Below are 12,048 nucleotides of genomic sequence, written 5' to 3'. Positions count from 1 at the left end.
GACATACCATGCCGAACACCACCAACCCGGCCGACACCACAAAGGCCATCGCCGACCAGACCGGGGCCGCTGCGAGCGGCACCGCCACCGAGAAGATGGATCGCATCCGCAAGTTGGCGGAAATGCGCAGCCTCTTCTTCAATTACTCCAAGCTGGAGCACATCCAGATTGCCCTGGAGTCGCTGCTGGAGATGGGCAACCTGACGCCTCAGCGGGGAACTCCTGCGCGCTGTCTTCTGGTGACCGGACAGCCCGGCGTCGGCAAGAGCACGCTGCTGGACAAGTTCCGCTACATGCACCTGCCGTACGAGCTCGACAATCGAACGATTGTCCCGGTTCTCGTGGTCGGCCTGCACCGTGCCTGCACGCCAAAAATGCTGGCCGAGCAGATGCTGCGCGCCATGGGCGTTCCCGAGGGCTTGTGCAGCAAGGGCACCGAGGCGTCGCTGACCGAGCGGGTCAGGCACAACCTGGTCGAGCAGCGGGTGCAGGTCGTGGTGCTGGATGAATTCCAGCATCTCCTCGAGCACCGCAGCAAAGGCGGGGTATCGCGGGTCGCCGACTACATCAAGACCCTGCTGAATCTCGGTGTCGTGTCCTTCGTACTGTCCGGTGTCCCGGACGCGGAGGCCATCTATACCGAGAGCCTGCAGCTGATGCGTCGGTCCCTGGGGCATTTCGTGATTGAGCCCATGGACAAGCAAAGCGGTCAGGACATGGCTGACTATAAGGCCATCCTGGCGAAGCTGCAGACCCTGCTGCCGGTTCCGGTGACCGTCGACCTGACGCACAAGAAAATGCGCCTCAGGTTGCTCGATTTCTCCGATGGCACGATCGGCCGGACGGTGGACTTCCTCCACGCGCTCGGAACCCGGGCCATCAGCCGGAACCTCGACTGCATCGACTACGCTCTCATCAGCCGGACGGCCTATGAGATGCGCGATGCGACGAAGGGGAAGGACTGGGTCAACCCCTTCGACATCGATGACGGCGCGGAGTTCCTGAGGCCCGAGTACAAGCACCTCGCGGGAGGGTCGGCAGGCACGGCTGACGCGGCGGAGTGACGGACATCGTCAGCCAAGGGGCTCGTTTTGGGGCAGCCGGATTGTTCCGGCTGCCCCTGAGAGTCCACCCGGAAGACGATGAACCAATCCTGAGCTTGCTGGTACGCCTGTCAGAGGAAAACCGGTTCACCAAAGTCTGTAGCTTCACCCGGCTCATCAGACTTCCCACAGCGGGAATTCATATGGTTGCAGAACGCCCCGTGCACCTGGCGGCACTGGCGGCCGCCAGTGGCCTGACGGAGAACCGGCTGCAGTACATGCAGTACCAGCGAGTGTCTTCCACCCACGTTGCCTGGCTTGGGAGACCAATTCATCGGTCCCTGGTCCACAGCAAGCATCGCAGATGGTGTCCGGCATGCCTCGAAGAAGTGCCGTATCACCGGGCGGCTTGGGACCTTCTGCCGATTGGTGTCTGTCATCGGCACAAGCTGGCACTGGCGTGCTTGTGCCCTGCATGCGGTAACGAGGTCGGATGGCCGGGAAAGATGGTCGCGTGCCGGTGCGGCGGGGACCTCAGACGGTCGCCTCATAGGCCAGTAAGCGAGAGTGCCGCCGGTGCGGTCCGTGACCTGCTGGAATGGCTGTGGGTGGACGCCGAGCGAGGCGCCGAGGTCATGGTGCTGGCGACCACCTTGGGGTGGTTGAGCAATCAAGGGCGGTGCGAGCCGCCATATAAGCGGACGCTGCGGCAGTCCCTCGATAGAAGGGCGCAGGATCTGGAAATCGGATGGGCGGCGCTCCAGGACTGGCCAGACGGGTTCAACGAGTACCTGAACAGGCATTTCCCGCCTGACCGCGCGCAGTGGCCATTCGTCCGTTGGCTTGGGCGCCGGTACCAAGGCCCCCTGAAGGGAGAGATGTCCGCGGCGGTGACAGCGCGCTCTCTGGCAGCTGGCCGTAGTGAGCATCGGGCCAAGGAATTTTGCGGTCCCTTGCATGCCGATCACCCACAGTGATGGGCAGAGAGGATTGTATGAAACAGCGTTTGGTTATGTTGACCGTGTTGAAGTCGAAGCCCGAGGGTTTGTCCGATGGCAGCTTCGTGTCCCTGCTGCTTCCCGGCACGGTCCAGGAACTCCGAGACCATTTCCGCGCGTGCCTTTCAATGGATGCGGCGGCAGGTCAGGGGCGACCTGGAATAACATCGTATGTGATTGCCGTTGCCGGTGTGCGGCCGCCGACCCAAACGATGCTCAAGCGCTTCGCAAAGCTGGTCGCCGACAGCAGGCTTCAGGCGTGGGATAGCTTCAATATTGAGGCGCCGGTGGATCTGGCGCGTTACATTGGTCGAGTGGACAGGCTGAGCCGTGACCTGCATTTCGCGGGCAAGGCGCGCGCATCCGAGCCGTTGCCATCCGCCGACATCATTCCGCTGCGGCGCATCTGAGGGTCTTGTCCGGCACAAGCCTTCTCGGCCAAAATCCTTGGCACAAAAGGACTCACATTTCAGGAGTCCTTGGTAATCCTTGTGCCAAAGAGTTGGTCCGGTGCCGAAGCCAGAAGAAATCGAAGTCAGCCTCCTTACCATTCGCGATGTCCCCAAACCAGAGGAAAGCCTCGATGGCTATCTCGCCCGTTTGGGAGAGCTCAATCTCCTCGAGGTGATTGGCGCGCAGATGTCGGGTTTCCTGGGTCTCACGGTAGGCGATGGCCCCCATGACGCAGCAGCCATTCGACGCGCCGCCATAGCGACCGGCGTTAGCGCAGAGCGCCTGACCGAGATGCAGGCGCACCATTCGGCTTTGACCAACAGCTCAGACCGGCAGCCGGAAGACACTTTTGGCCGTGCTATGGTTTACCGGGCGCGCCGAGCCTGCCCCGGCTGCCTGCGGGACCACGGATACCACAAGGCGGCATTCGAATTCCGGTTCGTCCGCATCTGTCCGGAGCACAAGACGCAGCTTCTCTATGAGTGCCCTGGATGCGGAACCGGCCTGACCTGGCAGACGCCATTCCTGCATCGGTGTGGCGGGAAGTGCAAATTTGACCTGCGGTCGGTCGTTCAGGAACCGGTGCCATCGATATTGCTCGAGGGGCAGACCTATCTCCTGAACGCCATACAGGGCGTCCAGCAGCAGGAGCCGCCATTGCTGGCCGGGCTGTCGCCCTCGGAGGTCAGCTACCTCTTCAGGCATTTCGGCTACTTCGCCCATGCCTCACGGGCGGGGCTGCCCGATGACCCCTTCGGGAGGCATATCGCCGCGTTCGAGCTCGATGGGCCGGACAGCATCCGCAACGAGCGGTCGACCGACCTCTATGTCAGCCGGTTCCTGTCCGCGGGACTGCGGGTACTCTCCGAGGCGCCCGACGTCTTCGAGCAAGGGGTGGCGATGGCTATCGGTCGGGCCGAGAAGCGGGCGGTCTACATCGCCCAGACGGTACGCTTCGATGCGCTCGGGTGGGCTGAGAAGCCGCTGGTCGCCGAGATACTGGACCGGGCCGTCCAGGCGCTGCCGGAGGGGCAGGAGCGGCTGCTCAGCAGCCATGGGTCGCAGGGGCAGATGAGGGAGAGGCTGAGCAGGGGTGAGGTGAAGGCCCTCGAATAAGCGCCTCGGACGGCGAAATAGGGGATATAGACACTATTAGCGTCGATAATGGGGGCCATATACACTATTTGCGGCGACCAAATACGGGATATGGCCAGCTTTATCCGGGCCAATACTGGCTATATCCAGTATTTGGCCCGTCCTGCGCGGCCGAGGAAGGGCATTGGGCTACCCGCGGCTGGGTGATTGGGCTCGAACTCCCTGCCCGCCCCCGGATAATGGGACGGGTCGCCATTCAATAAAAACAATGGGTTGCAGAGTCCTGCATCCGAGGTGTCAAACTCTGTGTCGCGGCACCCCGCCGGGTGACAGACTCCATGGCAAAAAGCGACCAAGTAGCGGGGCAAAACGGCCGCTAAGTCGTTGATTTATGGTGGGCGGGAATCCGGTCTTTGTGGCGAACTACATGCTGCCCATCAGATAGTCCGGCTTTTCGCCTGGCACACGATGTGGCAGCAAAGAAGCCGGGCCGCGGCGGACAATACCTGGCCCCGCGAGGAGGAAGCGCATGCCTGCCCATTTCACCGAACAGCATTCGGCCGAGACCGTGAATGGCCGTATCAGCCCTGAGTCCTCGCCGCGCCTGCGCCAGATCATGGCGGCGCTGGTCAATCACCTGCATGCCCTGGTCAAGGAGGTGCAGCTGACACCGGAGGAATGGGAAACGGCGATCGGCTTCCTGACCCGTACCGGCCAGCTCTGCTCCGACCGGCGCCAGGAATTCATTCTGCTGTCCGACACGCTGGGGGTGTCGATGCTGGTCGACGCGATCAATCACCGCCGTCCGGGCAATGCCACGGAGAATACCGTCTTCGGTCCCTTCCATGTTGCCGGCGCGCCGGAGCTGCCGATGGGCAGCCGGATTTCCCGCGACGGCAAGGGCGAGAGCTGCCTGTTCACCGGCCGGGTGCTCGATCTCGACGGCCGGCCGATCGCCGGGGCGGTGCTGGACGTCTGGTCCGACAATGCGGATGGCTTCTACGACGTGCAGCAGCCGGGCGTGCAACCGGACTGGAACAATCGCGGCCGCTTCACCACCGGGCCGGACGGGCACTACAGCTTCATCGGCATCAAGCCCGTCTCCTATCCGATTCCAGATGACGGGCCGGTCGGCCAGATGCTGGCCGCACTCGGCCGCCATCCCTGGCGTCCCGCGCATATGCATTTCCTGGTCTCGGCGCCGGGCTTCGACCGGCTGACCACGCATGTTTTCGTCGCCGGCGACACATACCTCGACTCCGATGCGGTCTTCGGCGTGAAAACCTCCCTGATTGCCGATTTCAAACGGAACGCGACCGCAGATGCCGAATGGCTTTGCCAGTTCGATTTCGTCCTGAATCCGGCGTGACCGGCGCCAGCGTCACCGCGCGGCGATGCATGCGACAGGTTGCAGGACCCTGCGTGCATGCACTTCCCCAGCCCGACTGTGAACACATTCTGGCATCGCTGCCGATGCAATAGGCATTTTGCCCTTCGTCCATAACCGTGTGTTAAGGGCGGGGGTCAAATCGCTATGCGACAGAGACGTGATTCTGCGCCAGCGTTGTCAGACGGGCGCTGGCGGCGATGCCTGATCCTTGATGCTTCTGTTTCATGCGTCGTCAGACCCTTGGCAAAGGGCGATGAAAGAGGGCTGACAATGATCACGCATACCATGCAGAAACTGTTCTGTGCCGCCGCACTGGCCGCGCTCCCGTTCTCGGCCTCCGCTGCCGACAAGGTGCGCTTCCAGACCGACTGGCTGCCATCGGGCGAGCATGCCATGTTCTACGGCGGCTGGCAGAAGGGCATCTATGCCGCCGAAGGCATCGATGTCACCATCACGCGCGGTTATGGCTCCGGTGACACGGTGACCAAGATTGCCGGCGGCGCCGCCGATTTCGGCGTGGCCGACCTGGGTGCCGTGCTGACGGCACGGGCGCGCGCCAATGTGCCGGTCAAGGCGATTGCCATCAACTACCAGTATTCGCCGCATTCGTTGTTCGTGCTGAAAAGCTCGGGCATCACCGATTTCAGGCAGGTCGAGGGCAAGAAGATCGGCACGACACCGGGCAATTCGCACCAGGTCTATTTCCCTGAAGTGGCAAAGCTGGCCGGTGCCGATCCGGACAAGATCACCTGGGTGAACATGGACGGCGCGGCGATGGGCGCGCAGCTGATCGCCAAGAATATCGACGCGGCGCCGTTCTACTCGATCCACTGGTATTACCAGAACAAGGCGGCCAAGGCGGCCGGCGAGGAGATCGTCGTGCTGCCCTTCGTGAAGACGGGCTTTGCCATCTATGCCGCGACCATTATCGCGACCGACAAGACGATCGCGGAAAAGCCGGACCTGACCAGGCGGTTCCTGCGGGCGACCCGCAAGGCCTATGAGTGGGCCGCGGCCAACCCGGAAGAAGCCTGCAAGGCGCATATCGAGAAGGTGCCCGAGGTGGCGCTCGACGATTGCATCGGCAGCCTGCAGGCGACGCTGAAGTTCGTCTTCACCGATTACAACAAGACCATCGGCTACGGCAAGGAGACCGCCGAGCGGCTGGCCTTCACCTGGAAGGCGGTGGCCGACGCGCAGCATCTCGACAAGTCGTGGGACCCCAGGCAGGCGGTCGATACCAGCCTCGTCAACTGACCGCAGAACGGGGGACCGGCCATGATCGAAATAGAACGCGCATCAAAGGTGTTCACGACGCGCGACGGCGAAGAGATCGTCGCGCTGAAAGACGCCTCGCTGACCATCGGCGATTGCGAGTTCATCGCCCTGGTCGGTCCCTCCGGTTGCGGCAAGTCGACCCTGCTGCGGATGATCGGTGGCCTGCTGCCGCTGAGCGGCGGGCAGATTGCCATCGACGGCGCCAGGGTGACCGGCCCGCGGGACGATACCGGCATCGTCTTCCAGGCGCCGACCCTGCTGCCCTGGGCCACGATCAAGGACAATGTGCTGTTTCCGCTCAGCCTGATGGGCAAGATCCGGCCGGAAAGCACCGACAAGGCGCGCCAGCTGCTGGCGCTGGTCGGTCTGGGCGGGTTCGAAGGGAAGTATCCGCGCGAATTGTCCGGCGGCATGCAGCAGCGGGCGGCGATCTGCCGGGCCCTGCTGCATGATCCTTCGGTGCTGCTGATGGACGAACCGTTCGGTGCGCTCGATGCCCTGACCAGGGAGGAACTCACGCTTGAGCTGCTGCGCATCTGGACAGAGCGGCCCAAGACCATCGTCTTCGTCACACATTCGATTTCCGAGGCCGTCCTGCTGGCCGACCGGGTGGTCGTCATGTCGCCGCGGCCGGGCCAGATCGTAGAGGTGATCGACGTGCCGCTGCCGCGGCCGCGCAGTTTCGACCAGGAGGGCAGCCATGACTTCCACGAATGCGCCTCCCGCATCCGCGAACTCATTTTCGGCCGGCGGGGCGCCCGTGCAGCCTGATCCCGCCGTTGCCACTACCCTGGCGCCGATGCGCCGGCGGCCGTCACTGCTGCGCCGGACGCAGGAAATCTGGCTGCCCGTGGTGGTGATTGCTGTCCTGGTCATGCTCTGGGAAATCGCCTGCCGGGTCTTTGCCGTGCCGGGATATCTGCTGCCCAGCCCCAGTGCCATCTGGGCGGAGACCTGGCAGATGCGCAAGCAGGTGCTGGTGCATGGCGAAGCCACGCTGATCACCGTGCTGGCCGGTTTTCTGGTCTCGGTGGCGATCAGCCTGCCGCTGGCTGTCGCGCTGACCGCCTCGCGCACCATCGCCAACGCCATCTATCCGGTGCTGATCCTGACCCAGTCGATCCCGAAGGTCGCCCTGGCGCCGATCCTCGTCGTGCTGCTGGGGGCCAACGAGCTGCCGCGCATTGTCATCACCTTCCTGATCGCGTTTTTCCCGCTGGTGCTGTCCTGCGCGGCCGGCCTGCTGGCCGTGCCACCCGAACTGATGGAACTGGGCCGGGCCTGCAAGGCCTCGCGATGGCAGGAACTGACCCGCATCCGCCTGCCATTCGCCATGCCCTTCGTATTCAGCGGCCTGAAGGCGGCAATCGCGCTGGCCGTGGTCGGCGCGGTGGTTGCCGAATTCGTCAATGCAGATCGCGGGCTGGGTTACATGATCATCAGCGCCACCGCCTTCTTCAAGGTACCGCTGGCCTGGGGCGCGCTGATTCTGCTGTCGATCATGGGTATAGTGCTGTTCCAGGTCGTGGTGGTCATCGAACGCATCCTGGTCCCGTGGTCGAACGGCAACGAGAAGGCATGAGCGGAAAGCAATGAGGAAGCCTGCTATGGCAAAGCGCAAGACGACGGTCATCCGGGGCGGCAGACTGCTGGATGTCGCAAAACACCGGGCGGAGCCGGCCGATATCCTGATCACCGGCGATACCATCCTCGAGATCGGCCGGCCCGGCATGGCGGCGCCGGCCGATGCCGCCGTCATCGACGCGAGCCGCCGGCTGCTGCATCCGGGGCTGGTCAACGCGCATACCCACGGGCACGGCAATCTCGCCAAGGGCATGGGCGACCGCTGGACCCTGGAACTGCTGCTGACCGCCGGACCGATGATGACCGGCAACCGCACGGCGGAGGACAAATACCTCACCACCCTGATCGGCGCGGCGGAGGCTTTGCTCAAGGGCTGCACGGCGGTCTATGACCTCACCGTCGAATTCCCGCTGCCGTCAGTGGATGGTCTGGCGGCCTGCGCCCGGGCTTATGCCGATGCCGGCCTGCGCGCCGTGGTGGCGCCGATGGTGGCCGACAAATCCTTCTACGAGGCTGTCCCCGGCCTGATGGAGCGCCTGTCGCCCGGTCTGCGCAAAGAGGTCGAGCAGTACCGCCTCGCGCCCTACAGGCTGAGCGTGAAAAACATCCGCGCGGCACTGAAGGGCTGGCAGCACGATACCGACCTGGTGCGGCCGGCCATCGCGCCGACCATTCCGCATCACTGTTCGGATGCCTTCATTGCCGATTGTGTGAAGATCGCCCGCGATTTCGGTGTCGGCCTGCATACCCATGTGTCGGAATCGAAGACGCAGGTGATCGCCGGCTACAAGCTGTATGGCAAGAGCCTGACCCGCCACATGGACGATCTCGGCGCCGTGGGACCGGATTTCACCGTGGCCCATGGCGTCTGGCTCGACGATGACGACATGGCTTTGCTGGGCAGCAAGGGTGCCTCGGTGGCGCATAATCCGGGCAGCAACATGCGGCTGGGCAGCGGCCTGGCCGATGTGATCGGCATGATCCGGCGCGGCGTCAATGTTGGCATCGGCACCGATGGCGCCAATTGTGCCGATAACCAGAATATGTACGAGGCGATGCGGCTGGCCTCGCTGGTCTCCAAGGTGCGCGGGCCCGATATCGCCGACTGGCTGACGACAGAGCAGGTCGTCACCGCTGCCACCGAAGGCAGCGCGCGGGCGCTCGGCTTCCAGGGCAAGATCGGCCGCATCGCGGCGGGCTACAAGGCCGATATCGTTTTCCTCGATCTCGACCATATCAACTGGATTCCGTTCAACGATCCGGTCAACCAGCTCGTGCATACCGAAGACGGCACGGCCGTGCATTCCGTCATGGTGGGCGGGAAAATGATGGTCGAGAACCGCCAGCTGGTGAATGTCAGCCTGGCCAAACTGGCGCAACAGGCCGAGGCTGCCCGTGCGCGGCTGGCCAAGCTGAACAAGCCGCATGCGGCGCTGTACCGGAAACTCGAGAAGACGGTCAGCAGTTATTGCAGCGGCCTGTGCCACGAGCCGCTGCACATCCACCGCTACGGCGCGCCGCTCGGCGCCCACCGTTTCGGCCAGAGCTAAGGGCGGTGGCGGTTACAGCCTGAGTATGACGAAGGTCGATATATAGAAGGCGACCATCAGCGACATGGCGGCGAGCATCACGCCGAACAGGATGCGGATCATGCGCCGCGCGCCGTCGGACAGGCGGAACAGCGCCAGCAGGCGGCAGCACAGCATGTCCAGGAAGTAGGACAGAACAGCCATGCCGAACAGGGCAGCCCAGAAGACAATGTCGGCCGTGTAGGATTCCATATCCGGGCAAAGCCTAGTGCTGCTGCTGATGGCTGCAAATCCCAGTCCGGTCAGTATACGTCTGGCCGGCCTCCCCTGAACCTGCGGTCTGGTCACTTTCGCGTCACCCGGCCGCATTGACCGGAACCCGGCGCCATGGCTTCTATTCGCCATGACCGAAAAGACCAAGCCACCGGCCCGTCGCGGCCGGCCGCGCTCGCTGGAATCCGAAGCCGCCATCCTGCAGACCGCCTACCGGCTTGCCGCCGGCGAGGGGCTCGGTGCCGCCAGCATCGATGCCATCGCCCGCGATTCGCAGGTCTCGAAGATGACGATCTACAAATGGTGGCCGTCGCGCGAGGCTTTGCTGATCGATGCCTTCCTGCGCCAGGCCGCGGCGCTGCTGCCTTTGCCCGACGAGGGCGAGCCGCTCGCCATCCTGCGTGACCATGCGGCGGGCTACGCGAAACTGCTGAACGAGGATTTCGGGCGGGTGCAGCGCGCCATCATTGCCGAATGCATCGCCACGGCGGGCACGGCGGCCCTGTTTGCCGACCGTTACCTCGCCGCCCGCCGCCAGCTTGGCGTCGCCCTGATCCGGCGTGGCCAGGCGCAGGGCACGATCCGGTCGGGCGTGGCGGCCGCCGATCTCTATGACCGGATCTATGGCACGCTGTTTTACCAGTCGCTGTTCGGCTGGCGGGCGGTTACCCCGCGTTATGCCCGCGCCCTGGTCGATTCGGTACTGACCGGCCGCTGAGGCGCGTCAGGTAGTGGCCGCCATGCGGTCGCGCATGAAGGCCCAGACCCCGCGGACGACCTTCCGGTAGCCATCGCCCTTGTGCTGGATGCGGTCGTCGACCAGCCGGTTCAGCGCCGGCAGGGCATGGAAGGGCACCGACGGATAGGCATGGTGCTCGGCGTGATAGGGCATGTTCCAGGTGAACCAGCGCATCAGCGCGTTGGTATACGTGGTGCGGGTATTCTCGAAAGCACTGCGTGTATGCCCGCAGCCGGTATGCTCCGACAGCAGATAGGGCCGCAGCATCAGCTGGCCGACCAGGATCGGCCCGATCCAGACCCACAGCAGCAAGGTGCTGTGCAATACGACGGAGACCGCGGCCAGTGCCAGATAGGCGAGGATGTAAAGCCGCGCCTCGGCGACGATCTGGCGATGTTTGGCCTCCGGCACCCAGGGCACGGTGACCCGTCCGGTGATCGCATGGCGCAGGATCAGCGCCAGCCGCTTGAACACCTGGGTGATGCCTGAGAAGGCGAAGATCAGCATCGGCAACGAGCGCGGCGGATCGCGGAACACCAGTTCCGGGTCCTGCGCGGTATCCTGGGTGTAACGGTGATGGTCCCAGTGGAACTGGGTGTAATATTCGTAGGGCAGGATGATCGCCGCGCCGGAGATATGCCCGAACAGCAGGTTGGGCCAGCGGCTGCGGAAAGCGGTGCGGTGTGCCGTCTCGTGCACCAGCATGAACTGGAACGAGACGAGGAAGCCCTGCAGCACGACCAGCGGCAGGGCCCACAGGCCGCCGACCTGCGTCTTCACCTGCCAGATCGCCGCGCCGGTGACGGCAATCAGGAGGTATTGCAGCAGCACGCGGACGAAGGCCGGCGCATTGCTCTTGCCCGACAGGTCGCGCAACTGCAGCGGCGTGATCGGCCGCTGGCCGGCGGTGTATTCGGGGGCAAGGGCCTCGCGGATCGGTGTCTCGCTCATCGGCGCGTCGCTCATGGGTATCCTGCGTCGTCCGGCTAATAACTGTACTATTCGTATAGTTATTAAGAAAAGAGTCAATCGTCCTTTCCGCCGCCGGCCCCCATGGCTGATTTCCCCGGAAAACCGTCATCGGGTCGCGGAACTTTCCGACGGCCTGCCACGACTTTGCCCTAACTCTCTGGAATAACAACAGAAGCGACCCTAGTTCAGAGTCACGCCGTGCATCGCTGCACGGGGGGAAGGGCCGGGTCGGCCCGCAGTACGCCATCCTGGCCGATGCACCGCGCAAACCGGACACATGTCCGGAAGGCAAACCGGACACACGTCCGGAAGGAGGTGCGTCATGGTCCATATCACCCACCACGAGGAAACCCGCCACTGGCAGGACTGGGCCAATATGGTGTTCGGCATCGCCATGGTGGCGTCGCCCTGGCTGCTCGGCTATGCGGGACTCGAGGGCGCCACCATGAATGCCGTCATCATCGGCTTCCTGGTCTTTGCGCTGTCGGCCTTGGCGCTGACCCTGCTCGACCGCTGGGAAGCCTGGATCAATGCCGCGCTCGGCATCTGGCTGATCCTGTCGCCGTGGCTGCTGGGTTTCGCGATCTACGATCCGGCGCGGCTGAGCCATCTGGGCATCGGCATTCTCGTCGCGGCGGTTGCCGGGATCGAAATCTGGGACTCCCGTGCCCGCCGGTAAAAAAACGGCCCGGAC

13 protein-coding genes are annotated in these 12,048 nt (G+C 63.9%); 11 read left to right on the top strand and 2 right to left on the bottom strand.

Going from position 1 to position 12,048, the window contains the following annotated elements; all coding sequences use genetic code 11:
- Positions 1-8: 8 nt before the first annotated feature.
- From ACFOOQ_RS19400 to ACFOOQ_RS19360, 9 genes are all read left to right on the top strand, one after another.
- Complete coding sequence (locus ACFOOQ_RS19400) at positions 9-1,064, top strand: TniB family NTP-binding protein (protein ID WP_379729317.1); 1,056 nt, start codon at positions 9-11, stop codon at positions 1,062-1,064.
- Positions 1,061-2,020: a TniQ family protein gene (locus ACFOOQ_RS19395; RefSeq protein WP_379729316.1), complete on the top strand. Its 960-nt coding sequence runs from the start codon at positions 1,061-1,063 to the stop codon at positions 2,018-2,020. Before ACFOOQ_RS19400 ends, ACFOOQ_RS19395 begins: the two co-directional genes overlap by 4 nt.
- Positions 2,021-2,037: 17 nt before the next feature.
- On the top strand, positions 2,038-2,451 hold the full coding sequence (locus tag ACFOOQ_RS19390; protein ID WP_379729315.1) for a hypothetical protein: 414 nt from the start codon (positions 2,038-2,040) through the stop codon (positions 2,449-2,451).
- A gap of 100 nt (positions 2,452-2,551) precedes the next feature.
- A complete protein-coding gene (locus ACFOOQ_RS19385) occupies positions 2,552-3,610 on the top strand; it encodes a TniQ family protein (RefSeq protein WP_379729314.1) in 1,059 nt (352 codons plus the stop codon).
- A 508-nt stretch (positions 3,611-4,118) separates the two neighbouring features.
- Entirely contained in the window at positions 4,119-4,958 is an 840-nt protein-coding gene (locus tag ACFOOQ_RS19380; protein WP_379729313.1) for an intradiol ring-cleavage dioxygenase, read from the top strand.
- Positions 4,959-5,249: 291 nt separating this feature from the next.
- Positions 5,250-6,236, top strand: coding sequence for an ABC transporter substrate-binding protein (locus ACFOOQ_RS19375; RefSeq protein WP_379729312.1), 987 nt, complete (start codon positions 5,250-5,252; stop codon positions 6,234-6,236).
- A gap of 21 nt (positions 6,237-6,257) precedes the next feature.
- The gene (locus tag ACFOOQ_RS19370; protein ID WP_379729311.1) at positions 6,258-7,028 is read left to right on the top strand and encodes an ABC transporter ATP-binding protein; all 771 of its coding nucleotides are present in this window, start codon (positions 6,258-6,260) and stop codon (positions 7,026-7,028) included.
- Complete coding sequence (locus tag ACFOOQ_RS19365) at positions 7,018-7,839, top strand: ABC transporter permease (protein ID WP_379729310.1); 822 nt, start codon at positions 7,018-7,020, stop codon at positions 7,837-7,839. The genes ACFOOQ_RS19370 and ACFOOQ_RS19365 overlap by 11 nt, the downstream gene beginning before the upstream one ends.
- 25 nt (positions 7,840-7,864) lie before the next feature.
- On the top strand, positions 7,865-9,391 hold the full coding sequence (locus tag ACFOOQ_RS19360) for an amidohydrolase family protein (protein WP_379729309.1): 1,527 nt from the start codon (positions 7,865-7,867) through the stop codon (positions 9,389-9,391).
- Between the two features lie 12 nt (positions 9,392-9,403).
- Here ACFOOQ_RS19360 and ACFOOQ_RS19355 read toward each other — a convergent pair whose 3' ends face one another.
- On the bottom strand, positions 9,404-9,622 hold the full coding sequence (locus ACFOOQ_RS19355) for a hypothetical protein (RefSeq protein WP_379729308.1): 219 nt from the start codon (positions 9,620-9,622) through the stop codon (positions 9,404-9,406).
- A 151-nt stretch (positions 9,623-9,773) separates the two neighbouring features.
- On the opposite strand from ACFOOQ_RS19355, the gene ACFOOQ_RS19350 reads away from it, so the two are divergent.
- Positions 9,774-10,361: a TetR/AcrR family transcriptional regulator gene (locus tag ACFOOQ_RS19350; protein ID WP_379729307.1), complete on the top strand. Its 588-nt coding sequence runs from the start codon at positions 9,774-9,776 to the stop codon at positions 10,359-10,361.
- A gap of 6 nt (positions 10,362-10,367) precedes the next feature.
- On the opposite strand, the gene ACFOOQ_RS19345 is transcribed toward ACFOOQ_RS19350, so the two are convergent.
- On the bottom strand, positions 10,368-11,348 hold the full coding sequence (locus ACFOOQ_RS19345; protein ID WP_379729305.1) for a fatty acid desaturase: 981 nt from the start codon (positions 11,346-11,348) through the stop codon (positions 10,368-10,370).
- A gap of 328 nt (positions 11,349-11,676) precedes the next feature.
- On the opposite strand from ACFOOQ_RS19345, the gene ACFOOQ_RS19340 reads away from it, so the two are divergent.
- Positions 11,677-12,033 carry an SPW repeat protein gene (locus tag ACFOOQ_RS19340; RefSeq protein WP_379729303.1) on the top strand — a complete coding sequence of 119 codons (357 nt, stop codon included), beginning with the start codon at positions 11,677-11,679 and terminating at the stop codon, positions 12,031-12,033.
- Positions 12,034-12,048 lie beyond the last annotated feature (15 nt).

This window comes from Ferrovibrio xuzhouensis, from assembly GCF_042648965.1.
Lineage (GTDB): Bacteria > Pseudomonadota > Alphaproteobacteria > Ferrovibrionales > Ferrovibrionaceae > Ferrovibrio > Ferrovibrio xuzhouensis.
The sequence above is the reverse complement of the archived record's forward strand: the minus strand, read 5'-3'. Positions and strand labels throughout refer to the sequence as shown.

Excerpts from the sequence above, each read along its gene's own strand:
- ACFOOQ_RS19370 (WP_379729311.1), top strand. The coding sequence starts at position 6,258 with ATGATCGAAATAGAACGCGCATCAAAGGTGTTCACGACGCGCGACGGC.
- ACFOOQ_RS19340 (WP_379729303.1), top strand. The coding sequence starts at position 11,677 with ATGGTCCATATCACCCACCACGAGGAAACCCGCCACTGGCAGGACTGG.
- ACFOOQ_RS19355 (WP_379729308.1), bottom strand. The coding sequence starts at position 9,622 with ATGGAATCCTACACGGCCGACATTGTCTTCTGGGCTGCCCTGTTCGGC.
- ACFOOQ_RS19380 (WP_379729313.1), top strand. The coding sequence starts at position 4,119 with ATGCCTGCCCATTTCACCGAACAGCATTCGGCCGAGACCGTGAATGGC.
- ACFOOQ_RS19360 (WP_379729309.1), top strand. The coding sequence starts at position 7,865 with ATGGCAAAGCGCAAGACGACGGTCATCCGGGGCGGCAGACTGCTGGAT.
- ACFOOQ_RS19390 (WP_379729315.1), top strand. The coding sequence starts at position 2,038 with ATGAAACAGCGTTTGGTTATGTTGACCGTGTTGAAGTCGAAGCCCGAG.
- ACFOOQ_RS19375 (WP_379729312.1), top strand. The coding sequence starts at position 5,250 with ATGATCACGCATACCATGCAGAAACTGTTCTGTGCCGCCGCACTGGCC.
- ACFOOQ_RS19400 (WP_379729317.1), top strand. The coding sequence starts at position 9 with ATGCCGAACACCACCAACCCGGCCGACACCACAAAGGCCATCGCCGAC.
- ACFOOQ_RS19350 (WP_379729307.1), top strand. The coding sequence starts at position 9,774 with ATGACCGAAAAGACCAAGCCACCGGCCCGTCGCGGCCGGCCGCGCTCG.
- ACFOOQ_RS19345 (WP_379729305.1), bottom strand. The coding sequence starts at position 11,348 with ATGAGCGACGCGCCGATGAGCGAGACACCGATCCGCGAGGCCCTTGCC.